Below are 24,416 nucleotides of genomic sequence, written 5' to 3'. Positions count from 1 at the left end.
TTTTGTGCGCCGGACCACTGGAGCGGTCTCGCGCGAAGCCCGGCCGGTCAGCCGCGCGGCTTGGCGAAAGTGCTGGCCGAGGCCCAGGATTCATCCGCGTCCGCCCAGCCCTGCTCGCTGTGCAGCAGCGCCACGGTCGCGGTCTTGAGCTCGACGTGCTCACCGGTGAGCAGCTGCACCAGGTCTTCGAGCCCGGGGTTGTGGCCGATGATCGCGACGGTCATCGCGTTGACCGGCATCTCGCGGACCACGGTGAGCAACTCGGTGCCGGAGGCCTCGTAGATCCGCTCGTCGAAGTTCACCACCGGCCCGGCCGGGAGCTTGGACTGGATCAGCTCCCAGGTCTGCCGCGTGCGGGTGGCCGGCGAGCAGTGCACGTCCTCGATGGCGTGGGCGTTCTCGCGCAGCCACCGGCCGACCGCGGGGGCGTCCTTCTCGCCCCGGGAGGCCAGCGGCCGCTCGATGTCGTCGACTCCGTCGGGATGAGCCGACTTCGCGTGCCGGATCAGGATCAGTTTCCGCCGGGCGTCCGCCATGTCGCATCCCACTAAGTTCGCCGTTGAATCCTCGTCCACAGTACCCAACCCGGTTCAGGTGACGCGTAGTGGAACGGCGCGTGGCGGACGCTCGTCGCGCGCTACTCGGCGGCGGGTTCGACGTCCGGGAAGGGCATCGGGAGGTTGGGGGTGGTCAGGCCGCCGTCGACGGCCAGCACCTGACCCGTGACGTACGACGAGCCCGGGCTGGCCAGGTAGAGGATGGCCGCCGCGACGTCCTCGGGATCGCCGATGCGGCGCAACGGCGTGTGCTGCTCCAGCGTGGACTTCAGCTCGGGGTCGTTGGCCACCACCTCGAGCGCCTCGGTGCGGATCGCGCCGGGAGCCACCGCGTTTACCCGGATGCGCGGGTTGAGGTCCGCGGCCAGCAACCGGACCGCGTGGTCGAGGGCGGCCTTCGCCGTGCCGTAGGCGAGGTAGCCGCGGCCGGACAGGTGGCCGGTGGAGCTGGAGACCAGCACGACGCTGCCCGCCTCCGAGCGGGTCAGGTGCGGTACCGCCTCGCGGACCAGGCGGATGCCGTCCACGACGTTGCGCTCGAAGGACTTGCGCAGCGCGCCGTCGTGGGTGTCGGTGAACGGCCGCGGCATCGCCCCGCCGGTCACGCTGACCAGCACGTCCAGCTGTCCCAGCTCCTCGGCGCAGCGGTTCACCGCCGATGCCACGGCCTCCTCGTCCCCGGCATCGGTCGGGATGGCCAGTGCCCGCCGCCCGAACGCGCGCACCCGCTCGGCGACCTCCTCGATCTGCTCGGGCGTGCGGGACAGCACGGCCACGTCGGCCCCGGCCTCGGCCAGCGCCAACGCGGTCGCGGCACCGATGCCGCGCCCACCTCCGGAAACCAGCGCGACACGCCCGTCCAACCGGAACAACGGCGATACCCCCATCCGAACCTCCTCCAAACCAAGCACTTGCTAGGCAAGCTAACCCGAACCCCGCACCCCTCCACAACCCCGAATTCCAGCGAATTCGGGGTGCGGAATTCCCTGGAATTCGGGGGTGGGTTTTCGAGGGTTTTCTTGGATTTGGAGCGATCGGGTGAGGGTGTTGGGGTTTCGGAGGAAGGGGTTGGCTAGTGCAGGTGGGGGAGGATCAGGGTGCGGTAGCGGTCGATCGTGGTTTGCAGGACCGATTCGGCCGGGGTGTCCCAGAGCTCGGCGTTGAAGATCTCCACCTCGATGTCACCGGTGTACCCCGCTTGGGTCACCATGCGGGTGATCGGCGCGAAGTCGATGACGCCGTCGCCCATCATGCCGCGGGAGAGCAGCGCGTCGGCGGCGATCGGCAGGTTGAAGTCGCAGACCTGGTAGGAGGCGATGCGCCCCTCCCTGCCCGCGCGCTCGACGGCGCGGGGCAACGCGGGGTCCCAGAACACGTGGAAGGTGTCGACCACGACCGCGACCTCATCGGCCGGGTACGGGGCGGCCAGGTCCAGCGCCTGCTCCAAGGTGGAGATCACCGCGCGGTCGGCGGCGTACATCGGGTGCAGCGGTTCCAGCACCAGCCGGACCCCGCGATCCCGCGCGTGCGGCACGAGATCGGCGATCCGGTCGGCGACCCGTCGCCGAGCGGCGGCGAGATCCACATCGCCCTCGGGCAGGCCGCCCACGACCATGACCAGCGAGTCGGTGCCCAGCGCCGCGGCCTCGTCGAGCGCAGCTCGGTTGTCCTCCATCGCGGCCTCGATCCCGGCGGGGTCCGCCGCGGTGAGGAACCCGCCCCGGCAGAGCGTCGAGACCCGCAGGCCCGCGTCCCGGACGAGCTTCGCCGCGCCGTCCAGCCCGACCTCGTGCACCCGGTCGCGCCAGAGCCCGACCGCGGGCAGCCCGGCGCGAGCGGCGCCGTCGACGGCCTCGGCCAGGTTCAGCTTCTTGGTGGTCGCGATGTTCAGCGACAACCTGCCCAGATCGGTCACTGCGCCACCCCGTTCACCGCGAGGAACCCGCGCATCCGCTCGACCGCGGCATCGGGATCGACCAGCAGCCCGGCTCGATCGGCCAGCCGGAACACCTCGGCCAGGTGCGGGACCGAACGCCCCGAGTGCAGACCGCCCGCCATCGCAAAGCCCGGCTGCTGACCGTTGAGCCAGGACAGGAACGCGATACCGGTCTTGTAGTAGTAGGTCGGGGACTGGAAGATGTGTCGTCCCAGTTCCTTCGTGCTGTCCATGATGGACAGCGCTGCGGCCGGATCGTCGCGGTCGAGCGCCTGGATCGCCGCCGAGGCCGCCGGGTAGATGGCCGCGAAGATGCCCAGCAGCGCGTCCGAGTGATCGGCGCCCTGGCCCACGACGAGTTCGGGGTAGTTGAAGTCGTCCCCGGTGTAGAGCCGGACGCCCTCGGGCAGCTCGCGGCGCAGCGCCACTTCGTGCTCGGCGTCGAGCAGCGAGACCTTCACCCCATCGACCTTGTCCGGGCGGGCCCGGATGATGTCCAGGAACGTCCCGGTCGCGGTCGGGATGTCCGCGCTGCCCCAGTACCCGGCGAGCGCGGGATCGAACATCGGGCCCAGCCAGTGCAGGATCACCGGCTCGTCGGCCTCGTCGAGCAGCGTGCCGTAGACCCGCGCGTAGTCCTCGGCAGAACGCGCCACGTGCGCCAGCGCGCGCGAGGCCATCACGATCACCCGGGCGCCGCTGCCCGCGACGACCTCGAACTGCTCGCGGTAGGCGGCCAGCACGGCCTCCACGTCGGTCCACTCGGCGAGCTGATCGGTGCCGGCTCCCGCGGCGATGCGGCCGCCCGCCGCGCGGGCCTCGGCGGCCGAGCGGCGGATCAGCTCGGCCGCCGCTTCCCAGCCCACCCCCATGCCTCGCTGGGCGGTGTCCATCGCCTCGGCGACCCCGAGGCCGTACTCCCAGAGCCGGTGCCGGTAGGCCAGCGTGGCGTCCCAGTCGATGTCGGCGGCGGCACCGGGCACGTTCTCGCCGAGCACCCGGGGAACCACGTGCGCGGCGGCGTAGGCCACCCGGCTGCGCAGCGGACCCTCCGGCTTCGGCCAGTCGCGCGGCGCGGAGACCGCGTGCTCCACGAACGTGCCGTCGGAGCGGGGCAGCAGCAGTGCGCTCACGACGTCACCTCACCGAGCTCGATCCGGCGGCCTTCGCGCGAGGAGGCCAGCCCTGCTTCGGCCAGCCGGACACCGCGCGCCCCGGCCGCGAAGTCGTAGGGATGCTCGCCGTCGTCGCAGACGAAGCGCAGGAACTGCTCCCACTGGGCCTTGAAGCCGTTGTCGAACTCCTGGTTGTCCGGCACGTCGTACCACTGCTGCCGGAACGGGGTCGGTTCCAGCAGGTCCGGGTTCCACACCGGCTTCGGTGTCTGCATCCGCTGCTGGGCCACGCACTTGTGCAGGCCCGCGACCGCGCTGCCGTGCGTGCCGTCGACGTGGAACTCGACCAGCTCGTCGCGGTGCACCCTGGTCGCCCAGGAGGAGTTGATCTGCGCGACGATCCCGCCCGCGAGCTCGAAGATGCCGTAGGCGGCGTCGTCGGCGGTGGCGTCGTAGGACTCGCCCCGCTCGTCCCAGCGCTGCGGGATGTGCGTGACGATCTTCGCGGTGACCGCCTCGACCCGGCCGAACAGGTTCTCCAGCACGTAGTTCCAGTGCGGGAACATGTCGCTGGTCATCCCGCCGCCGTCCTCGGCGCGGTAGTTCCAGCTGGGGCGCTGGGCCGGCTGGGTGTCGCCCTCGAACACCCAGTAGCCGAACTCGCCGCGCACCGAGAGGATCTGCCCGAAGAAGCCCGATTCCACCAGCCTGCGCAGCTTCAGCAGTCCGGGCAGGTACAACTTGTCGTGCACCACACCGGTTTTCACGCCGGCATCGGCGGCGAGGCGGGACAGGCGCAGCGCCCCGTCGACGTCTTCGGCGACCGGCTTCTCGGTGTAGACGTGCTTGCCCGCCGCGATGGCCGCCCGGATCGCCGACTCGCGCACCGAGGTCAGCTGCGCGTCGAAGTAGATCTCCTCGGTCCCCGACAGCGCGGTTTCCAGATCGGTGCTCCAGCGTTCCACGCCATGCTGCTTGGCGATGTCCTCCAGCTTCTCCGCGTTGCGTCCCACCAGAACGGGCTCGGGCAGCACGCGAGTGCCGTCGCTGAGCTCGACGCCACCCTGCTCCCGGATCGCCAGTACCGAGCGCACCAGGTGCTGCCGGTAACCCATCCGCCCGGTAACGCCGTTCATCACGACGCCCAACCGTCGCTCGGCCATGACTCATCAGCTCCTTAGGAAAGCGCTTACCAAAACGGTAGCCGCAAGCCACGAGCCAACACAAGCCTGGTCGCGCGCGAGGTTCCGGATCCCGGTGCCGGGCGAGGTGCGAACCGCAGCGCTGGGACGACGGCGCAGCGGTCAGCGCGCCGGAGTGCTCTCCCGGACGATGACCTCGCCCTGGACCTTGCGCCGCCGGGGTTTGGCGACCGGATCGTTGAGGACCATCTCCAGCGCCATCCGGCCCATCTCGGTCAGCGGCAGGCGGACGGTGGTCAGCGCGGGGGTGACATCGCGCAGCGTCGAGATGTCGTCGAACCCGGCCACCGCCAGGTCCCGGGGGACCTCGATGCCGCGGTCGCGGCAGGCCGCCATGGCGCCCATGGCCATCAGATCGTTGACCGCGAAGACGCAGTCGACCTCGGGTCCGGAATCCACCAGACGCTGCATCGCGTTGAAACCGCCGTCGCGGTTGAATTCGTCGGCGACGACGATCGGTGCGTCGCCGGTCCAGCCTTCGGCGAACCCGTCGCGGCGGTTGCGCGAGACCAGGAGCTCGTCCGGGCCGGTCAGGACGGCCGGTCGCCGGTAGCCGAGTTCGCCGATGCGCACCGCGAGATCGCGGGCGGCGCGCTTGTTGTCCACCACCACGGTGTCCACCGGCAGCTTCGGCTCGCTGATCGCGGCCACGCGGCCGCCCGCCTCGATGAACGGATCCACCTGCTCGGAAAGCTTCCGCAGGTGGGCGCGGTCGTCGATGCGGCTGCCCGCGAGCACGATCGCGCGACCCCGCTGACGCCGCAGCGCGGCCAGCAGTTCCAGTTCCTGACCGGGGTCGCCGCCGGTGCTGCACAGCATCACCAGCAGGCCCTGCTCCTCAGCGGCGGATGCCAGCCCTGCGGCGATGGTGGAGAAGTACGGGTCGGCGATGTCGTTGACCAGCAGTCCCACCAGATCGCTGGAGCCGCGCGCCATCGACTGGGCCTGGGCGTTCGGGGTGTAGCCGAGCCGGTTGGCGGCCTCCAGCACGCGGGCGTGCAGCTCGGCGCGTACCACCCGGTCGCTGCCGTTGAGCGCGCGCGATGCGGTGGCGAGGGAGACCCCCGCCTCCTTGGCGACATCGGTAAGGGTCGCTGCTCGTGCGGGCACACCGCTCCTTCCTGGGGTTTGCGGAGCCCCAGGATAACGGCAGGACCGCGCGCCCGGGCAGGCGCGCGGTCCACTGTGGCGTCAGCCGGCCCGCAGCCGCTCGAACTCCTCGCGCGGCAGCGGGACCGCGTCCGGTTCGCCGAGCTGTTCCAGCGGGACCCGGTGCGTCTCCCTGGCGGTCCAGGCCGCCACCGCCGCCAGCACCGTGATGCCCAGGCACAGCCCGCCGACGACCAGCGGCACGTTCGCCGAACCCGGGGGAGCGACGAGGGTGAAGATGCTGGGCAGGAAGGCGGTGAGGGTGAGGCCGACGTTCTGCGCGATGGCGAAGCCGGTCACGCGGGTGCGCGCGGGGAACAACTCCTGGAAGAAGGACGCGAAGGTCGCGTTGCAGATCTGGTAGAAGATGCCCCAGGTGAAGATCGCCAGCACGATGGTCAGCAGCACCGATCCGTGGCTGACCGACCACAGGTAGACCAGCGAGAGCAGGCCCGAACCCAGCGCGCCGGTGATCATCATCGGACGGCGGCCGAAGCGGTCCGACAGCGAGCCGAACCACGGGATGAACGGCAACGCCACCAAGTTGGCCACCACCGGGATCCAGAGGTAGATGCTCCGGTCCATCTCGATGCCGTAGCCCGGCTGCGTGGCGTAGGCGGCGCCGAAGACCGACACGACCACGCCGATCACGTTGACCATGGTCATGCAGATCGCGCGCAGCACGTCGGCGCCGCTGGTGCGCAGCACTTCGACGACCGGCGGGCGAGCGGGCTTCTCGGTGTTCTCCAAGAAGGTCTGGGTCTCGTCGACCTTGCGCCGGATCAGGTACCCGGCGAACACGACCCCCGCGCTGAGCAGGAACGGGATCCGCCATCCCCAGGAGTTGAACGCCTCGTCGGACAGCACCGCCGACAGCGGCAGGAACACGGCGGCGGCGATGACCTGCCCGGCCTGGGTGCCGTGCAGGCTGAAGCTCACGTAGAAGCCGCGCCTGCCGAACGGAGCGTGTTCGGCGATCATCGCGCTGGCGCCGCTGAGCTCGCCGGCCACGGCGAAGCCCTGCACGAACCGCAGCAGCACCAGCAGCACCGGGGCCAGCAGCCCCACCTGGTGGTAGGTCGGCAGCAGGGCCACCGCGAACGTGGACAGGCCCATCATCAGCATCGCCAGGACCAGCACGTTCTTGCGGCCCCGGCGGTCACCCCAGTGCCCGAAGACCAGCGCGCCGATCGGCCGCGCGACGTAACCGACCGCGTAGGTGCCCAGCGAGGACACCAGCGCGACCGTGGCGTTGCCCTCCGGGAAGAACACCGTCGGGAAGATCAGCGCGGCCGCCTGGGCGTAGACGAACCAGTCGTAGTACTCCAGGGCGCTGCCGATCCAGCCGCTGGCGGCGGCTTTGCGGGTCTGGGCGGCGTCGCTGGAACGGGGTGGGGATTCCCCGGTTTCGCTTGTCAATGTCGCTCCTCGGCCATGCGGTCACGTCGTTGTCCCGATACCGGTGCTTGGGTAAGCGCTTTCCATTGAGCAGCCGGGTGGGCGCCCCTGTCAACACCGCGACGGCGCTCGGGCGCTGGTTTCCCGGAACCCTTGGAATGCGCTTTCCCGCTCGGTAGGATCGCGACGATCCGAGGACTTGCGAGGAACGATGACCGAGGCGACGAGCGTCGTGCTGGCCGGGGTGCACGGGCACGGGCGGTGGCATCTGCGCAATCTGGAGCGGTTGAGTCCGGCCGCGCGGCTGGCGGGGATCTGCGATCTGCGGCCGCCTGAGACCGACGTGCCCACGGCAGCGGACCTGGAGGAGCTCCTCGAGCGGGTGCGGCCGGACGTGACCGTGGTGTGCACGCCGATCCACACCCACGTGGATCTGGCGCTGACGGCGGCGAAGCACGGTTCGCACGTGCTGCTGGAGAAGCCGCCCGCGCCGACTCTGGCCGAATTCGAGCGGCTGGCAGCGGGTTTCGAAGCCACCGACCGGGTCTGCCAGATCGGTTTCCAGAGCCTCGGCTCGCACGCCCTGTCGCACGTGCGCGCGCTGATCGACGAGGGTGCGATCGGAGCGGTCCGCGGCATCGGTGCGGCGGGCGCCTGGCAGCGCGACACCGGTTACTACGGCAGGGCGCGCTGGGCGGGATGCCGCACCTTGGACGGGATTCCCGTTGTCGACGGCGCGCTGACGAATCCGTTCGCGCACGCCATCGCCAACGCCCTGGCGATCGACGGGAGCGCCGGAGAACCGCGCGAGCTCGACGTGGAGCTGTACCGGGCCAACGACATCGAGGCCGACGACACCTCCTGCCTGCGGTTGGTCTCCGCGCGCGGCACGCCGATCGCGGTGGCGGCGACGTTGTGCGCCGAGCGGGAGGTGGAGCCGCACGTCATCGTGCACGGCGCGCGCGGCCGCATCGTCCTGGAGTACCGCCGGGGGAGGGTGCGGCTGGAGACGGACGAGGGGGTAGTGCGCACCGAGCACGGCAGCACCGATCTCCTGGAGAACCTCGTCGCGCACGTCCGGGAGGGTGCGCGGTTGCTGGTTCCGCCGGAAGCGACGCGGCCGTTCATGCGGGTGCTGGAAGCCGTGCGGTCGGCTCCGGAGCCGCGGGAGATCGCTCCGCGCTACCGGCGGGTCGAACGGGATCGCGAGCATCCGCTGCACGTCGTTCCGGGTGCGACCGAAGCCGTGGTCCGGGTCGCGCACGAGCTGACAGCACTGTCCACGATGGATTTGGCATGGATGGGACGATGATGGATCCGCTGCGGGTCAACGATGTCGCGGTCGTCGAGCACGCGGACGGCGCCGACCTTCCGGAGCACCTGGGGCCCCGCCCCCACCTGCACCCCGTTCGCACGCTGGCCGGGCGAGTGATCACCGACGTCCATCCGGAGGACCACCCGTGGCACCTGGGGCTGTCGGTGGCGCTGCAGGACGTGGACGGCTGGAACTTCTGGGGCGGCCGGACCTTCGTGCGCGACCGCGGCTACGTGGATCTGGACGACCACGGGCGCATCGAGCACGCGTCGTTTCCGGTGATGCGCGCGGACGGCTTCGAGGAACGCCTGCGCTGGCGCTCCGGAGCCGGGGAGGTGCTGCTGGACGAATCCCGCAGCGTGCTGGCCCGCCCCGTCGATTCCGGTTGGGAGCTGTCGTTGACCACCACGCTCGCGAACGCGACCGAGCGCGAGATCGCGCTCGGCAGCCCGGCCACCAACGGCCGGACCGGAGCGGGCTACGGCGGCATGTTCTGGCGGCTTCCCCCGGTGGCCGAACCACGCGTGTTCGCCGCGACGGCGGCCGGGGAGTCCGAGATCCACGGATCGGTCAGCCCGTGGGTGGCCTGGACCGACCGCGACTACACCCTGGCGCTGACCGGGACGGATACCGCCACCCGCGCCGATCCGTGGTTCGTCCGGGTCGACGGCTACCCCGGGGTGGGCTCTCAGCTGGCTCCGGTGGCGCCCGTGCGGCTGGGCGCGGGCGAGTCCTTGACCCGGGGTCTGCGAGCGCTCGTCGCCGACGGCGTCCTGGACGCGGAGCGGGTCGCGTCCTGGGCCGAAGCCGCACGACCGGGCTCGAAGACCGATGATGTCACCTGATTTCTGCTGTCCGGAGGGGTTTCCTCGGTGGATCGACGGGCCGGCCCGCGGCGTGCCGTGGCCGCGCGCTGCGGACGAGGCGCCGTGACGATCGCCGCGCCGCTCGCGGGGGCCGACCGCGAGCGGCGCGGCACTCCCGACCATCGACCGCTTCCGCTCGGCCGGCGGTGACCGCGACGATCCCGCGGGAGTTCTGAGCCGGGTGGAGAGGAACGAGGCGTGCACACGCGAGATCTGGCGCTGATCGGTTCCGGTGCAGGTGGTGTGGAGAGCCTCCGCCGGTCGCTGGTCGAACCGGCGCTCGCTCGCGGCTGGCGAGTGGCCGTGACTCTGACACCCACGGCCGGGAGCTGGCTGGAGCACTGCGGAGAGCGCGACGAGATCGAACGGGTCACCGGTCTGCCGTGCCGGGTCGCTGCCCGGCTGCCGACGGAGCCGCGCCCGCATCCACCCGCCGACTGCTACCTGGTGTGCCCGGCCTCGGCGAACGTCGTCGCCAAGCTCGCCCTCGGCATCGCGGACAACCAGGCGCTCACCGCGGCCTGCGAGGCGGTCGGGGAGCAGGCGGTTCCCGTCGTGGTGTTCCCGCGGATCAACGCCGCGCACGCGCGGCATCCCGCGTGGAGCTCGCACGTCGAGACCTTGCGGGGCGCGGGGGTCCACGTGCTCGCGGGCCCTGATTCGGACTTGCCGTGGAACGCGGTCCTCGACGTCGTGGACGAGGTTTCCGGCCGGACCGGGTGAATCACTCCCAGACCGTGACGGTCTTGCGCACGGGGGCGGTGCCGGCTTCCGAGGCGAACAGCTCCGGCTTGCGGGCGCGGATGCGCTCGACGTCGGCGAAGACCTCGCGCAGGTGGTGGCGCATGGTCGTGCGGGCGAGCGCGAGGTCGTGGTGGCGGACCGCTTCCAGGATCTCGACGTGCTGGTCGGCGAACACCCGCGGGCTGCTGGATTCGTAGAGGCCCAGCCTGCGGGCCCGGTCCAGGTGCCCCTTGGCCGATACGACCGTTGGCCAGGCCCTCTCGTGCCCGGAGAGTCGCAGCAGCGTGTGGTGGAACCGCTCGTCGAGGGTGAAGAACTCCTCGACGTCCTCGCCCGCGGAGCGCTGCGCGGCGAGGTTCTCGTCGAGCTCGTCGAGCAGGCCGGCGTCCGGGCTCTCCGGGACGTCCTCCAGCGCGGTGAGCTCGACGGCTTCGCGGAGGAACTGGGCGTCGGTGACGCGTTGCATGTCGACGCGCGAGACGAACGAGCCGATCTGCGGGAACACTTGCACCAACCCGTCCTCGGCCAGCAGGATCAGGCCCTCGCGCACGGGGGTGCGGCTGACGCCGAGGTCCGCGGCGAGATCCTTCTCGGACAGCGACTCGCCCGGTCGCAGTTCCAGGGTCAGCACCTTGCGGCGCAGCGTCTCGTAGATGACGCGGCGGTTGGACTGCTTGTTGGAATCGGCCACGGGACGAATCATATCCAACCTTGACCGGGCTGGTGGATCAGTGCTTGTATACCAGCACTGACATAGCAGTTTGATCGTGCAGCAAAGGAGCCACGATGGTCGACAGCACCCAGTCGCCGCCGGGTGCGGCGCGTCGCAGCACGCGCGAGCTGAGCAAGGCGGCCGTGTCGGGCTGGCTGGGCACGGCGATGGAATTCATGGACTTCCAGCTCTACTCGCTGGCGGCCGCCATCGTGTTCAACAAGATCTTCTTCCCGGACGTCAGCCCGGCGATCGGGCTGATCGCGGCGATGGCCACCTACGGCGTCGGCTACGTGGCACGGCTGATCGGGGCCGTGTACTTCGGGCGGATGGGCGACCGGATCGGGCGCAAGAAGGTCCTGTTCCTGACCATCACGATCATGGGTGCTTCCACCACGTTGATCGGCGTGCTGCCGCCCTACCAGACGATCGGCATCGCGGCTCCGATCCTGCTGGTCGTGCTGCGGCTGATCCAGGGATTCGGAGCCGGCGCGGAGATCGCGGGCGCGACCGTGATGCTCGTCGAGTACGCGCCGGTCAAGCGACGCGGACTGGTCTCCTCGCTGGTGTCGCTGGGCACCAACTCGGGCACGCTGGCCGCCTCCGGGCTGTGGGCGGTGCTGCTCGCGGTGCTCTCCGAGGAGCAGGTCGTCGCGTGGGGCTGGCGGTTGCCGTTCCTGCTCAGCTTCGTGCTGCTGCTCTTCGGCGTGTGGATGCGGTCGAACCTGCGGGAGAGCCCCGTCTTCGAGGAGCGGACCGAGGCGGCCGGCGAGGACGACGCGCCCTCCAATGCCATCGAGGCCGGGTTCAAGCAGCGCAAGGGCCGTTCCTTCCTGATCGCGCTGGGCCTGCGCTTCGGGCAGGCCGGCAACTCGGGTCTGGTGCAGACGTTCCTGGTCGGCTACGTCGCCTCGACGCTGCTGATCGAACGATCGGTGCCGACCAACGCCGTGGTCTACGGCTCGATCCTCGGCTTCGCCACCGTCCCGCTGGTCGGCATGCTCGGCGACCGGGTCGGCCGCAGGCCCACCTACCTGGCGCTGAGCCTGCTCACCGCGGTGCTGGCGGTGCCCATGATGGCCACCATCGCCAGCGGCAACGTCATCGCGCTGACCATCGCGATGATCCTCGGACTCAACATCGGTGTGCTGGGCCTGTTCTCGGTGGAAAGCGTCACGATGGCCGAGCTGTTCGGCTCCCGCAACCGGTTCACCCAGCTGGCCGTGGCCAAGGAGATCGGCGGCACGCTCGCGACCGCGGTGGGACCGGTGATGGCGGCCGGGCTCACCGCCTGGACCCAGCACTGGTGGCCGATCGCGGCGATGCTCATCGCCTACTCGCTGATCACCTTCGTGGCCACCTGGTTGGCACCCGAGACGCGTGGCCGCGACCTGGTTCGACTGGAGGATGCGCTGTGAAGGCCGTAGTCGCGCACTCAGCGGGGGACGTCCGGGTCGCCGAGGTACCGGATCCCGTCGCCGGGGACGGTGAAGTGCTGGTGGCGATGGAGTGGGGCGGCATCTGCGGATCCGACATCTCCTACTGGCGCCACGGCGGCACCGGGACCGCGGTGCTGCGGCACCCCATGGTGCTCGGCCACGAGGTCGCCGGACGAATCGCCGCCGTCGGCCCGGGGGTCTCCGGCCTGGAGGTCGGTGACGCGGTGACTGCGCACCCGGCCGAACTGGTCGGCGACCCGGCGCTACCGGAGCGGATCGCCGGGCGCAGCAACCTGCACTCGCACGTGCGCTACTTCGGTTCGGCGGCGTTCGAGCCGCACACCGACGGCGGGTTCAGCCAGTACCGAGCGGTGCCCGCCGAGCAGATCCGGCCGCTGCCGGGGGGCGTCTCGACGTTGCACGGCGCGCTGGCAGAGCCCCTGGGGGTGGCCCTGCACGCCGTCAACCGAGCTGGCGAGCTGCGGGGACGAACCGTGCTGGTCAACGGATGCGGGCCGATCGGCGCGCTCGTGGTGGCCGCGGCCAAGCGGCGGGGTGCGGTGGTGATCGCGAGCGATCTCGCGGCCACCTCGCTGGGCATCGCCGAGCGGATGGGCGCCGATGAGACCCGCGACCTGTCCTCGGGGCAGGAGTTGCCCACCGATGCCGACCTCTCCTTCGAGGCCTCGGGCGTGCCCGCGGCCATCGGCCCGGTGCTGCGCGCCACCGCCCGCGGCGGCGCGGTCGTGCAGGTGGGCAACCTCCCGGGTGATCCCGCGCCTGCCGCGCTCGGCGACCTGGTCACCCGCGAGCTCACCTGGATCGGTTCGTACCGCTTCGTCGACGAGATCACCGCGGCGCTGGAGCTGATGCGCGACGGGCTGGACGTCGGACCGCTCATCACGCACACCTTCGGGCTCGAAGCGGTGGAGGAGGCCCTGGGTACGGCCGCCGACCGCGCCACCGGCAGCAGCAAGGTGATGCTGCGGCTGGACGGGTGCACGGCCGCTTAGCCGAGCGCCCGTCCGCGCGCCGGACTGCGGATCAGTCGACCGGTGCCACCCGGATCAGGTTGCCGTCGGGATCGGCGACGACGAACGTGCGCCCGAAGACCTCGTCGTGGGGTTCGCGCACGGTCTCGACTCCCTTGCGGGTCCACTCCCGGTGGCACCGGTCGATGCGATCGGCCCCGTCCGGCAGCCTCAGGCACACCTCGCCGGTTCGCGAGGGAACCGACTCCTGCGAGGCCCCGCTCCACAGCGCGAGCTCGACGCCGCCGCCGAGGCCGAACGTGACGAAACGGGGGCTTTCGAAGCTCGGCGACATGTCGAACAGGTCCGAGTAGAAGCGCGCCGACGCCGCGACGTCGGCGACGTGGACGATGAACATGTTCGGGACCGGCACGCGGACTCCTCGGGTCGTTGCGGATGCGACGCGCGAAGACTGCCGGGCAAACATGACGGATCCCGTCGTGTTTCATGGGACGGTTGGCAGGTGACCCCCGATCGATTCTTCGCCCTGCTGCTGGCGCTGCAGTCCCGAGAAGTGCTCACCGCTGGCGAGCTCGCCGATCAGGCCGGAGTGTCGGTGCGCACCGCGCTGCGCGATCTCCAGTGGTTGCAGGAGGCGGGCTTCCCGCTGGTGGTCCAGCGCGGACGCCGGGGAGGGGTCCGGCTGCTGCCCGGGGGGTCGCTGGACACGTCACGGCTGACGCCGATCGATCGGGACCACCTCTCGCTGAACGGGCTCGACGACGAGCAGCGATTCGAGCTGGGCGCGGCCAGCGACGCTCGTCGAGCGCGGGAGAAGATCGCGGCGCGCAGGAACTCCGCGACGCCGCTGCCGATCAGCGCCGTCGTCACCACCGACAACCGGCCCTGGTTCGGTCCCGAGCGCCGGGGAACCGAACCGAGCGCGCTCATCGGTGACGTGCGCAGGGGCGTGCGGCTGCGGGTCCGCTACCGGCGGTCCGAAGCGGCCGTACCGGTCTGGCAGCTGGTAGATCCCTACGGGCTGCTGGCCAAGGCGGGCCGCTGGTACCTGGTCGCCGACCGCTCCGGGGTCGCGCGGTTGTACTCGCTGGAACGGCTCGTCGATTGGCGGGCGACCAGGGTGCCGCGGCGGCTCCGATCTGGGCGGACCCTCGAGGGCGTGGCGCGGGAGCTGACCGCGCGCTGGGAGGAGCTCGACTCCTTCGAGATCCACGCGGTACTCGACGCCTATCAGCTCGACCGCGCCCACCGCATCCTCGGTTCGCGCCTGACGGTGCGGGACTCCGGCGGAGGTGACCGGGTCGCGATCGCGGTGGCGTGCCGCGAGCTCGAGGACGTGCGCCAGCTGCTGCCGTTCGCGGGCAACCTCACGGTGACCGATCCGCCCGAGGCGCGCGACCGGATCCGGGAACTCGCCGCCGAGCTCCTCGACCGGTATTCGCAGACCTAGCACCCCTGGGGAAACCGGCTCGCGCTGCGGCGCCTCGGTGCTCCGCGAAGACGTCGGGGGTTCCGCGCGAGGCCGAGGCCCGTACCGCGACGGGCGCGATCCCCGAACAGCCCCTAGTCGTGCATTGGCAGATCGAGTATCGCTTGCAGATCGATGCGCTGGGCGGTGTCGATGAGCGCCTTGGCCAGGATGGGTTCCGGGTCGCGCTCGTGCAGGACGATCCCGATGGTCTTGCGGATGTCCGGTTCGGCGAGCGGGACCGCGCGCATCCCGTCCGGGACGCCGAAGCGCAGCAGCCAGGTGTGCGGCAGGACCGTCGCCCACGGTCCCTCCTTCACGTGCGAGTAGAGCGCGCTGATGGAGTCGGTCTCCACCGCCGGCTGCGGGTTGACGAGCGCCTGCTCGAAGACCGAGTTGAGGATGCGGCGGTTCTGCATGTCCTCGGTCAGCAGGCACAGCGGCAACTCGGCGGCTTCGGCCCAGGTCGCGCTCGTGCGGCCCGCCAGCTGGTTCTCGTCGGCGAGCAGCAGGTACCGCTCGGGGTAGAGCGGGACCGTGCGCACGTTGGCCAGCGGTTCGTTGTCGATGTAGGTGACCCCGGCGTCCAGACCGTACTGCGACAGGCCGCGCTGGATCTCGATCGAGGTCTGCGAGGTCACCATGATCCGCACGTGCGGCTGGGCCTGGCACAGCAGGGAGGTCAGGATCGGCACCACGCAGAGCGCGGTGGGGATGCTGCCGATGCGCAACCGCCCGCTGAGGCCTTCCCGCATGGTGCCGACGTCGTCGATCAGGGCGTCCCGCTCGGCCAGGATGCGGTAGGCCCACTGCAGGATCCGTTCGCCCTCCGGGGTGAAACCGATGAAGCGGTTGCCGCGCTGCACGATTTGGACGTCCAGCTCGGCCTCGAGCTTGTGGATCGCCGCGGACATGGCGGGCTGCGAGACGTAGCAGGCGTCGGCGGCGCGGGCGAAGTGGCGCTCGCGAGCGAGAGTCGTGAGGTATTCGAGTTGCCGCAGCAGCATGGCGGAATGCTAATCGTCGTGGCGCTCGCGCAGATCCCTCGAATCGGTGGGCGGAATGCGAATTCGTCACCGGAATCGCCGAACCGAGATCAACGCGGGCCGCGAAGCGGGCGAACGCCGGTCGCGGTGGCCGCGTGCGGTCGCTGCGGGCCCGTGCGAGGCGCACAGTGTGCAGGTGAGGGAAATGCAGAGCGGAAGATCCGCTTCCGGTGGTGCGTACCGGAGTCGGCCTGCGATTGGTCGATGCGGAACGCATTCGGTCCGCTTCGCGGAGGGCGACCGCTCATCTCGGAAACGACACCTCTGGTCGGTGATCGGCGCCCGCTGGTTGCCGATGGGTTGTCACCGAAAGCGCTGATCAATGACGCTCGAAGCATCTACGCCGATCTAGGGAGGATCGCATGACCTGGGAAAAGCCTGAATACACCGTCGTCGAGGTTTGCGCCGAGGCCACCGGCTACTTCCACCGGAGCTGACCGGTGCTGCTGCATTGCCTCGGAGTCGCCGCAGGCGGCGGTTACCCGCAGTGGAACTGCGCCTGCGGCGGCTGCCGCCGGGCCCGCGACGCTCCGGGACGGTCCTCGATGCACGCGGGGCTCGCGGTCTCCGGAACGGGGGAGCGCTGGTTCCTGATCAATGCCACCCCGGACGTGCACCACCAGATCGCCGCGGACCCGAGCCTGCATCCGGGACCGGGGCCGCGCGATACCCCGGTGCGCGGGGTGCTGCTGACCGACGCGGAGTTCGATCACACGATCGGCCTGCTGATGCTGCGCGAAGGATCGCACCTGACGGTGCACGGCACGTCCGCTGCGCTGGAAGCGCTCGAACGGCACTTCCCGGTGCAGGGGTTGCTGTCGGACTACGCCACGATCGACTGGGTCGCCGTCAAACCGGGCGAGCCGATCGACCTGGACGAGCGCCTGCAGGCGACCCCGTTCGTGACCGGCGGCAAACCCCCGCGCTACGTGGGCGATTCGGAACTGACCGAGTGGGAGCTCGGCTACCTGCTGCGGGACGTGGTCACCGGCGGCACCGCGGTGTACGCGCCGACGGTCCCGCGCTGGGACGAGGCGTTCGCCGAGCAGGTGGCCGAGGCCGACTGCGTGTTCTGCGACGGCACCTTCTTCACCGACGACGAGATGCGGCACCAGGGCACCGGTTCTCAGCCGGGGCTGTCCATGGGCCACATGCCGGTCGGTGGCTCCGGCGGCTCCGCGCGGCGCCTGGCCGAGCTGCCCGGCCGAAAGACCTACATCCACGTCAACAACACCAACCCGATCCTCGACGAGAACACCGCCGAACACCGCTGGTTGGCGGAGCTGGGCATCGAGGTGGGCTACGCCGGTTTGGAGGTCGAGCTTTGAAACCGTGGACGACTGCGGAGTTCGAGGCGGAGTTGCGGGCGGTCGGCGAGCAGCGCTACCACCACTTGCACCCGTTCAACGAGCGGATGCACGCCGGTGACCTGACCGAGGAGGAGTTCCGCGGGTGGGTGCGGAACCGCTTCTACTACCAGCTGAACCTGCCGATCAAGGACGCCTTCATCCTCACCAAGCTCCCCGGGGCGCAGCACCGTCGGAAGTGGATCAAGCGGATCACCGATCACGACGGCACCGAGACCACCGAGGGCGGGATCGAACGCTGGGTGCGGCTCGGCGAGGCGGTGGGGCTCACCCGCGCGGAGCTGCACGACACCCGCACCGTGCTGCCCGGAGTCCGGTTCGCCGTCGACGCCTACGTCGAGTTCTGCCGGGACAAGCCCTGGCTGGAGGCGGTGGCCTCGGCGATGACCGAGCTGTTCGCCCCGGACCTGCTCAGCCGCCGGATCACCGACGTGAGCGAGCACTACCCGTGGATCTCCGACGCGGGCCTGGAGTACTTCCGCACGCGGTTGACCCAGCAGCCCGCCGACATCGAGCACCTGCTGGGCCTGGTGCTCGACAACGCCGAGACCCGGCAGCAGCAGGAGGCGTGCGTGCGGGCGCTGGAGTTCAAGTGCGACGTCCTGTGGAGCCTGCTGGATTCCGTGCAACTCGCCTTCGGCAAGAGTTCGTGATGACCGAGCCGAACTCGACCGCCACGCCGCGGCTGGTGCCCAAGGGCAAGCTCCGCTACGACAAGGTCCGCGAGACCGACATGCTGCTGCTGCCCGAGCGGGTGGTGGAGCTCAACACCTCCAGCGCCGCGATCCTGCGGTTGTGCGATGGCACCCGCACCACCGCGGAGATCATCGCGCAGCTGGAGCACGACTTCGACACCACGGGACTCGCCGACGACGTGCTGGGGTTCCTGCGCGACGCGCGAGAACGTGGCTGGGTGGTGACGGTATGACCAACCCTCCGTACGGCCTGCTGGCCGAGGTGACCCATCAGTGCCCGCTGCACTGCCTGTACTGCTCCAACCCGGTGGAACTGCGCGCCAGGGAGGAGGAGCTGGACACCGCCGACTGGGTGCGCGTCATCCGCGAGGCCGCGGATCTCGGCGTGGTGCAGGTGCACTTCTCCGGCGGCGAACCGCTGGTGCGCGGCGACCTGGAGGAACTCGTCGCCGAAGCGGCCGGTCTCGACCTCTACACGAACCTGATCACCAGCGGGCTCGGGCTCACCGAGGTCCGGGCGAAGGGACTGGTCGCCGCCGGGCTGGACAGCGCCCAGCTCAGCGTGCAGGGCGACACCCCGGAATCGACCGAGCGGATCGCCGACAGCAAGCGGTTCGACAAGAAGCCGCTGGCGGCCCGGATCATCCGCGACGCCGGGCTGCCGCTGAACATGAACGTGGTGCTGCACCGGCTCAACCTCGACCGGTTGGACGCGATCATCGACCTGTGCGACGCCTGGGGCGCCGAGCGCCTGGAGCTGGCCAACACGCAGTACTACGGCTGGGGCCTGCGCAACCGCGACCTGCTGCTGCCCAGCCGGGAGCAGCTCGCCGGGGCCGAGGCGGTCTACCGCCGCCGCAAGGAGGAGCTCGCGAGCCGGATGGAACTGCTGTGGATCCTGCCGGACTACTACGAGTCCTACCCGAAACCGTGCATGGGCGGCTGGGCGCAGAGCGCGTTCACCGTGGCACCGGACGGAATGGTCTACCCGTGCCCGGTCGCTGCGGACATCGACTCCCTGTCGTTCCCCTCGGTGCGCAGCAGTTCGTTGGCCTGGATCTGGGAGGAAGCCCCCGCGTTCCAGGCGTTCCGGGGCACCGACTGGATGCCCGACCCGTGTCGCAGCTGCGATCGCCGGGAGATCGACTTCGGCGGCTGCCGCTGCCAGGCGTTCGCGCTCACCGGCGACGCCGCGCGCACCGATCCGGTCTGCGTGTACTCGCCGGACCACGATCTGATCCGCACGGCCGTCGAACGGGCCAACAGCGATGCGCCGGCCCCGGAACCCGCCTACCGCGGGCGCGGGCGACCGCCCGGGTGAGCCCGTTCGCGCCCGGCCGGCCCCGGATCACTGCTCGACGGCGAGCACCTGCGCCATCCGCGCGGTGACCAGCGGGCGGCGCGGGTCGTGGTGCGGCAGCCGGTGCGCCAGCTGCCCGAGCACCTCCAGATCCTCGGTGGGGTGGCTGTCGAACAGCGACCACAGCGCCTCCACGTCCCCGCGGTCGAGGACCGCGTTGCGCACCGAGGCGAACAGCTCCTCGCGCACGTCCCGGATGGCGGGCGCCTCGCTGTCCTCCAGCAGCGGTCCGCGGTAGGACTCGGCGGCCGCGCGGACGTCGCCCTCGCGCAGCGCGCCGCGCACGGTCAGGAAGTCCGCGTCGACCTCGGCGTGCAGCCGGTAGGGCTTGGTCGAGATGACGTGCTCGCCCAGCTGCGCGCGCAGCCGGTGGATCTCGGCGCGGGCGCTGACCGGGTTGCCCCGCTCGCCGTAGAGCTGCAGGGCCAGCCGGTCCGCGGTCAGGCCGGCGGGGCGCATCGCCAGCAGCGTGAGGATTTCCGCGTGCCGCAACGACAACGGGATCTCGCGGCCGTCCAGCACCGCCCGCGGACCCGCGGCGTCCAGGAACGACAGCGACAGCACCGGCCGGGGCCGCGACCGCGTGGTGGTCGTTCCCGGCAGCCGCAGCAGGAAGCCCTCGGCCAGCCGCTCCAGCACGGCCTCCCGGCCGTCGCCGAGGGTGACCCGCTCGTCGGCGATGTCGACGCGTTCGGGCAGTCGCACCGCGGTCCCGGGTTCGACGGCCAGCACCCGGCCGGTTCCGGTCAGCAGCGCCCCCGCCTCGCCGCGCAGTGCCCGCAGGTGCGGCATGTTCTTGGCCCGCAGCCGCTCGTCGCGGGCGGCCATCCTGGCGCGCAGGTGACTCTCGGCGAGCTGGGCGGCGGCGCTGACCAGCGACACCATCGCCGGGTGCACGGTGCGCAGCGGACCGCTGATGTCCACCGATCCCAGCACGTCACCGCTGTCGGGATCGTGGATCGGGCTCGCCGCGCAGGTCCAGTCGTGGTAGGTGCGCACCAGGTGTTCGGCGGAGTAGATCTGCACCGGCTTGCCGACGGCGAGGGTGGTTCCCATCGCGTTGGTGCCGATGGCCTCCTCCGCCCACCGGGTGCCTTCGCTGAGCCGGACGCGGTCGGCACGCCGTTGCACGTCCGCGTTGCCCTCGCGCCACAGGATCAGCCCGTCCCGATCGGTCACGATCATCACGTGCATCGCCTCGTCGGCGACGTCGAGCACGGTCTGCCGCAGCACCGGAATCGCCTCCGCGAGGGGGTGTTCGGTGCGCAGGTCGCGCACCTGGTCGCGTTCGCAGACCACCGGCGCCTCGCAGGAGTCCGGGTTGACGTCGGCGGCCAGCGACCGCTCCCAGGACGCCGAGACCAGTTCCCTCGGGGAGCGGGGCGCGCGATCCCCGCGCAGCACCGCGTCCCAGACGCGCTGCAGCAAGGACGCGTATTCGAGCGGATCCGCGAGCACGGTCGCGGTAGGGCACTCCTCGTCGAGCTCCACTCTGCCTCCACTGTTCGACGTCGGCGTCGACGCGGTCATGATGACCACGGATTCGGGCGGGAACAAGGCCGCGCGCGCAATACCGTCCGTTCGATCAGGCCATCGATCGGCGGTGTGATGCGTGCAACCCCGTTGCAACGTCGGGCGGGTCAGGCTGCTGCGGACGGCAGACGTCCACGAGCAGGAGGCAGCGCATGACCAAGTACGCAGCGCCGGGTACGCAGGACAGCGTGGTGGCCTACGAGTCCCGCTACGACCACTACATCGGCGGTGAGTACGTGGCCCCGGCGAAGGGCCAGTACTTCGCCAACCCCACGCCGGTGACCGGTGAGACCTTCACCGAGATGGCGCGCGGCACGGCCGACGACGTCGAGCGCGCGCTGGATGCCGCGCACGGGGCCGCCCCGGCGTGGGGACGCGCGTCCGCGGGCGAGCGCGCCGCGGTGCTCAACCGGATCGCCGATCGCATGGAGGCGAACCTGGAGGCGCTCGCGGTCGCGGAGAGCTGGGAGAACGGCAAACCGGTCCGGGAGACCCTGGCGGCGGACATCCCGCTGGCCATCGATCACTTCCGGTACTTCGCCGGTGCGATCCGCGCGCAGGAGGGCAGCCTCGGCGAGATCGACGACAACACGGTGGCCTACCACTTCCACGAGCCGCTCGGCGTCGTCGGGCAGATCATCCCGTGGAACTTCCCGATCCTGATGGCCACCTGGAAGCTGGCACCCGCGCTGGCGGCGGGCAACGCCGTGGTGCTCAAGCCCGCCGAGCAGACCCCGGCCTCGATCCACGTGCTGCTGAGCATCATCGGCGACCTGTTGCCCCCCGGTGTGCTCAACGTGGTCAACGGCTTCGGCGTCGAGGTCGGCAAACCGCTGGCCGCCAGCGACCGGATCAGCAAGGTGGCCTTCACCGGTGAGACCACCACCGGCCGGCTGATCATGCAGTACGCCAGCGAGAACATCATCCCGGTCACGCTGGAGCTCGGCGGCAAGAGCCCGAACATCTTCTTCGACGACGTTGCCGCCAGCAACGACGCCTTCTACGACAAGGCGCTGGAAGGCTTCGCGATGTTCGCGCTGAACCAGGGCGAGGTCTGCACCTGCCCGTCGCGCGCGCTGATCCAGGGCGGGATCTACGAGCGGTTCCTGGGCGACGCGGTGGCGCGCACCCAGGCGGTCAAGCAGGGCCACCCGCTGGACACCGAGACGATGATCGGTGCGCAGGCCAGCAACGACCAGTACGAGAAGATCCTCTCCTACATCGACATCGGCAAGCAGGAGGGCGCCAAGGTCCTCACCGGTGGCGAGAAGGCCGACCTCGGCGGTGAGCTCTCCGGCGGCTACTACGTGCAGCCGACGGTGTTCGAGGGGCACAACAAGATGCGGATCTTCCAGGAGGAGATCTTCGGCCCGGTCGTGTCGGTCGCCCGCTTCGACGACTACGCCGACGCGATCAAGACCGCCAACGACACCCTCTACGGCCTGGGCGCCGGGGTGTGGTCTCGCGACACCAACACGGCCTACCGCGCGGGTCGCGAGATCCAGGCGGGCCGGGTGTGGACGAACAACTACCACGCCTACCCGGCGCACGCGGCCTTCGGCGGCTACAAGCAGTCCGGTATCGGCCGGGAGAACCACAAGATGATGCTGGAGCACTACCAGCAGACCAAGAACCTGCTGGTCAGCTACTCGCCGGACAAGCTGGGCCTGTTCTGATGGGCTTCGAGCGAGTCGCGGTGTCCGCGGAGGCCGCGCAACTGCTGCGCAGCCTCCGGGACACCCACGGGCCGCTGATGTTCCACCAGTCCGGCGGGTGCTGCGACGGCAGCGCGCCGATGTGCTACCCGGCCGGGGAGTTCCGCACCGGCGGATCCGACGTGCACCTCGGTGACCTCGAGGTGGACGGCGTGCCCGAGCCGATCGGCGTGTGGATGTCGGCGGCGCAGCACGAGTACTGGAAGCACACCCACCTCACCATCGATGTGGTGGCCGGTCGCGGTAGCGGGTTCTCGCTGGAAGCTCCCGAGGGCGTCCGCTTCCTGATCCGCTCCCGGTTGCTCACCGACGGGGAGCTGGAGGCCTTCGGCCTCGTGTGATCCGCCGGGTTCGCGCGGACCGGGGCGACTGCGGGGTCCGCCGCCGGGCGGCCCCCGCACGCCCGTCCCCGGTTGGTGCGAATGCAGGACACAACCGGGGCTCTTGCTGTGGTTCGTGTCACTTTCCGGGCTAGGATGGATTCCGAGCGGCCCACCGATGAGACCGGCGAGAGGCGCGCGCAGCGCAGTCCCCGCACCGGTGCCTGGAGGATGCCTGATGACAGTGCGAAGCCGGGTGCCCAGCTCCCGCGACGAGGAGCTCACCGCGGCCGAGCTGCCGGGGCCGCAGGTCGCGTCCCCGGAGTGCGAGCCGTCCCGGCTCGCGAAGTTCCACGTCCCGGAGATCGTGTTCGGCCCGAGCGCGCTGGCCGAGCTCGGGCACTGCGCGCGCCGCCTGGGCGCGCGACGTCCGTTCCTGGTCACCGACGGCGGACTCGCCGAAGCGGGCTGGGTCGCCGAAGCCGTCGGCCACCTCGAGCAGGTCGGCCTGTCGGCGATCGTGTGGGACGCGGTCACCCCCAACCCCAAGGACCACGAGGTCGAAGCCGCCCACCGGCGCTACGTCGAGTCCGGCGCCGACGTGATCATCGGCATCGGCGGCGGTTCGGTGATCGACGCCGCCAAGGGCGTGGCGATCCTGTCCGGCAACGGCGGGCGGATCCTCGACTTCGAAGGCGTCGATCAGGTCGTGCACCCGATCCCGCCGCTGGTGATGGCCCCGTCGACCTCCGGGACCGGTGCCGACGTCTCGCAGTTCGCGATCATCACCGACACCGAGCACATCACCAAGATCACCATACTCAGCCGCACCCTGGTCCCGGAGATCTCGGTCGTCGACCCCCGGCTGCTGATCACCATGCCGGACTGGCTCAACGCGGCCACCGGGCTGGACGCGCTCACCCATGCCATCGAGTCCTACGTCTCCCGCGCGCACAACCGGCTCACCGAGCAGTACTCGCTGCACGCCGCGCGGCTGATCACCGCGAACCTGGCCCGCACCCTGTTCCGGCCCACCGAGGCCGAGCCCCGGATCGCGATGGCGCAGGGCGCGCTGGAGGCGGGCATGGCCTTCACCAACGCCATCCTCGGCGCCACGCACGCGATGAGCCATCAGGTCGGCGGGCTGCTGGACGCCCCGCACGGGGTGATCAACGGGATCCTGCTCCCGCACGTCATCCGCTTCAACGCCGAGACCGAGGCCGAGCGCTACATCGCGCTGGCCGAGTCGATCGGCATCGAGACGGTCGGCGTGCCCGCGCCGGAGATCGCGCGCGCACTCGCCGACAGGGTGCGCGAGCTGGCCGACGTGGTCGGGGTGCCCAAGACGCTGCGCTCGCTCGGCGTGACCGAGGCCGACATCCCGCTGCTGACCCGCAACACCCTCAAGGACGCCTGCTTGACCACGAATCCGCGCGACGCGACCGCCGCCGACATCGCCCGGTTGTTCCGGGCCGCGCTGTGAACGG

24 protein-coding genes are annotated in these 24,416 nt (G+C 70.6%); 13 read left to right on the top strand and 11 right to left on the bottom strand.

Annotated features, from left to right (window positions below):
* Positions 1-47: 47 nt before the first annotated feature.
* From ABD289_RS10725 to ABD289_RS10695, 7 genes are all read right to left on the bottom strand, one after another.
* The gene (locus ABD289_RS10725) at positions 48-536 is read right to left on the bottom strand and encodes a SixA phosphatase family protein (RefSeq protein WP_344129522.1); all 489 of its coding nucleotides are present in this window, start codon (positions 534-536) and stop codon (positions 48-50) included.
* A 101-nt stretch (positions 537-637) separates the two neighbouring features.
* Positions 638-1,444 carry a glucose 1-dehydrogenase gene (locus tag ABD289_RS10720; RefSeq protein WP_344129519.1) on the bottom strand — a complete coding sequence of 269 codons (807 nt, stop codon included), beginning with the start codon at positions 1,442-1,444 and terminating at the stop codon, positions 638-640.
* A 185-nt stretch (positions 1,445-1,629) separates the two neighbouring features.
* The gene (locus tag ABD289_RS10715) at positions 1,630-2,463 is read right to left on the bottom strand and encodes a sugar phosphate isomerase/epimerase family protein (protein WP_425564651.1); all 834 of its coding nucleotides are present in this window, start codon (positions 2,461-2,463) and stop codon (positions 1,630-1,632) included.
* Positions 2,464-2,468: 5 nt separating this feature from the next.
* Entirely contained in the window at positions 2,469-3,626 is a 1,158-nt protein-coding gene (locus ABD289_RS10710) for a dihydrodipicolinate synthase family protein (RefSeq protein ID WP_344129514.1), read from the bottom strand.
* Complete coding sequence (locus ABD289_RS10705; RefSeq protein ID WP_344129510.1) at positions 3,623-4,771, bottom strand: Gfo/Idh/MocA family protein; 1,149 nt, start codon at positions 4,769-4,771, stop codon at positions 3,623-3,625. The genes ABD289_RS10710 and ABD289_RS10705 overlap by 4 nt, the downstream gene beginning before the upstream one ends.
* 141 nt (positions 4,772-4,912) lie before the next feature.
* Positions 4,913-5,920, bottom strand: a complete 1,008-nt coding sequence (locus ABD289_RS10700) for a LacI family DNA-binding transcriptional regulator (protein ID WP_344129507.1) — start codon at positions 5,918-5,920, stop codon at positions 4,913-4,915.
* Positions 5,921-6,001: 81 nt separating this feature from the next.
* On the bottom strand, positions 6,002-7,378 hold the full coding sequence (locus tag ABD289_RS10695; protein WP_344129504.1) for an MFS transporter: 1,377 nt from the start codon (positions 7,376-7,378) through the stop codon (positions 6,002-6,004).
* 190 nt (positions 7,379-7,568) lie between these two features.
* Between ABD289_RS10695 and ABD289_RS10690 the strand changes: the two genes are divergently transcribed.
* The 3 genes from ABD289_RS10690 to ABD289_RS10680 all read left to right on the top strand — a co-directional run bounded on the left by ABD289_RS10690 (position 7,569) and on the right by ABD289_RS10680 (position 10,261).
* Positions 7,569-8,669 carry a Gfo/Idh/MocA family protein gene (locus tag ABD289_RS10690; protein ID WP_344129501.1) on the top strand — a complete coding sequence of 367 codons (1,101 nt, stop codon included), beginning with the start codon at positions 7,569-7,571 and terminating at the stop codon, positions 8,667-8,669.
* On the top strand, positions 8,654-9,517 hold the full coding sequence (locus ABD289_RS10685) for a DUF6807 domain-containing protein (protein WP_344129498.1): 864 nt from the start codon (positions 8,654-8,656) through the stop codon (positions 9,515-9,517). Before ABD289_RS10690 ends, ABD289_RS10685 begins: the two co-directional genes overlap by 16 nt.
* Before the next feature lie 219 nt (positions 9,518-9,736).
* Positions 9,737-10,261, top strand: coding sequence for a flavoprotein (locus tag ABD289_RS10680; RefSeq protein WP_344129495.1), 525 nt, complete (start codon positions 9,737-9,739; stop codon positions 10,259-10,261).
* Position 10,262: 1 nt separating this feature from the next.
* Here the strand turns inward: ABD289_RS10680 and ABD289_RS10675 are convergent, their stop codons facing one another.
* Complete coding sequence (locus tag ABD289_RS10675) at positions 10,263-10,973, bottom strand: GntR family transcriptional regulator (RefSeq protein WP_344129492.1); 711 nt, start codon at positions 10,971-10,973, stop codon at positions 10,263-10,265.
* A gap of 95 nt (positions 10,974-11,068) precedes the next feature.
* Between ABD289_RS10675 and ABD289_RS10670 the strand changes: the two genes are divergently transcribed.
* On the top strand, positions 11,069-12,412 hold the full coding sequence (locus ABD289_RS10670; RefSeq protein ID WP_344129488.1) for an MFS transporter: 1,344 nt from the start codon (positions 11,069-11,071) through the stop codon (positions 12,410-12,412).
* The gene (locus ABD289_RS10665; protein WP_344129485.1) at positions 12,409-13,446 is read left to right on the top strand and encodes an L-idonate 5-dehydrogenase; all 1,038 of its coding nucleotides are present in this window, start codon (positions 12,409-12,411) and stop codon (positions 13,444-13,446) included. Before ABD289_RS10670 ends, ABD289_RS10665 begins: the two co-directional genes overlap by 4 nt.
* 31 nt (positions 13,447-13,477) lie before the next feature.
* On the opposite strand, the gene ABD289_RS10660 is transcribed toward ABD289_RS10665, so the two are convergent.
* The gene (locus ABD289_RS10660) at positions 13,478-13,837 is read right to left on the bottom strand and encodes a VOC family protein (RefSeq protein WP_344129482.1); all 360 of its coding nucleotides are present in this window, start codon (positions 13,835-13,837) and stop codon (positions 13,478-13,480) included.
* Between the two features lie 90 nt (positions 13,838-13,927).
* On the opposite strand from ABD289_RS10660, the gene ABD289_RS10655 reads away from it, so the two are divergent.
* Complete coding sequence (locus tag ABD289_RS10655) at positions 13,928-14,875, top strand: helix-turn-helix transcriptional regulator (RefSeq protein WP_344129479.1); 948 nt, start codon at positions 13,928-13,930, stop codon at positions 14,873-14,875.
* 113 nt (positions 14,876-14,988) lie between these two features.
* Here the strand turns inward: ABD289_RS10655 and ABD289_RS10650 are convergent, their stop codons facing one another.
* Entirely contained in the window at positions 14,989-15,900 is a 912-nt protein-coding gene (locus ABD289_RS10650; protein WP_344129476.1) for a LysR family transcriptional regulator, read from the bottom strand.
* 479 nt (positions 15,901-16,379) lie between these two features.
* Between ABD289_RS10650 and pqqB the strand changes: the two genes are divergently transcribed.
* The 4 genes from pqqB to pqqE are packed head-to-tail and all read left to right on the top strand — an operon-like array spanning position 16,380 to position 19,322.
* Positions 16,380-17,267: a pyrroloquinoline quinone biosynthesis protein PqqB gene (gene pqqB, locus ABD289_RS10645; protein WP_344129473.1), complete on the top strand. Its 888-nt coding sequence runs from the start codon at positions 16,380-16,382 to the stop codon at positions 17,265-17,267.
* Positions 17,264-17,959: a pyrroloquinoline-quinone synthase PqqC gene (gene pqqC, locus ABD289_RS10640; protein WP_344129470.1), complete on the top strand. Its 696-nt coding sequence runs from the start codon at positions 17,264-17,266 to the stop codon at positions 17,957-17,959. Before pqqB ends, pqqC begins: the two co-directional genes overlap by 4 nt.
* A complete protein-coding gene (pqqD, locus tag ABD289_RS10635; RefSeq protein WP_344129466.1) occupies positions 17,959-18,234 on the top strand; it encodes a pyrroloquinoline quinone biosynthesis peptide chaperone PqqD in 276 nt (91 codons plus the stop codon). The genes pqqC and pqqD overlap by 1 nt, the downstream gene beginning before the upstream one ends.
* Positions 18,231-19,322 carry a pyrroloquinoline quinone biosynthesis protein PqqE gene (gene pqqE / locus ABD289_RS10630; RefSeq protein WP_344129463.1) on the top strand — a complete coding sequence of 364 codons (1,092 nt, stop codon included), beginning with the start codon at positions 18,231-18,233 and terminating at the stop codon, positions 19,320-19,322. Before pqqD ends, pqqE begins: the two co-directional genes overlap by 4 nt.
* 27 nt (positions 19,323-19,349) lie before the next feature.
* Here pqqE and ABD289_RS10625 read toward each other — a convergent pair whose 3' ends face one another.
* Positions 19,350-20,852, bottom strand: coding sequence for a helix-turn-helix domain-containing protein (locus ABD289_RS10625; RefSeq protein ID WP_344129460.1), 1,503 nt, complete (start codon positions 20,850-20,852; stop codon positions 19,350-19,352).
* A gap of 194 nt (positions 20,853-21,046) precedes the next feature.
* Here ABD289_RS10625 and exaC point away from each other — a divergent pair, with 194 nt between their 5' ends.
* The 3 genes from exaC to ABD289_RS10610 all read left to right on the top strand — a co-directional run bounded on the left by exaC (position 21,047) and on the right by ABD289_RS10610 (position 24,412).
* Positions 21,047-22,570 carry an acetaldehyde dehydrogenase ExaC gene (exaC, locus tag ABD289_RS10620; protein ID WP_344129457.1) on the top strand — a complete coding sequence of 508 codons (1,524 nt, stop codon included), beginning with the start codon at positions 21,047-21,049 and terminating at the stop codon, positions 22,568-22,570.
* On the top strand, positions 22,570-22,950 hold the full coding sequence (locus tag ABD289_RS10615; RefSeq protein ID WP_344129455.1) for a DUF779 domain-containing protein: 381 nt from the start codon (positions 22,570-22,572) through the stop codon (positions 22,948-22,950). The genes exaC and ABD289_RS10615 overlap by 1 nt, the downstream gene beginning before the upstream one ends.
* 217 nt (positions 22,951-23,167) lie before the next feature.
* Positions 23,168-24,412, top strand: a complete 1,245-nt coding sequence (locus tag ABD289_RS10610; RefSeq protein WP_344129453.1) for an iron-containing alcohol dehydrogenase — start codon at positions 23,168-23,170, stop codon at positions 24,410-24,412.
* The last annotated feature ends 4 nt before the right edge of the window (positions 24,413-24,416 follow it).

The organism is Saccharopolyspora halophila (assembly GCF_039531955.1).
In the GTDB taxonomy this organism is placed as follows: Bacteria; Actinomycetota; Actinomycetes; order Mycobacteriales; family Pseudonocardiaceae; genus Saccharopolyspora; species Saccharopolyspora halophila.
This window is presented reverse-complemented; position numbering and strand designations above follow the sequence as displayed.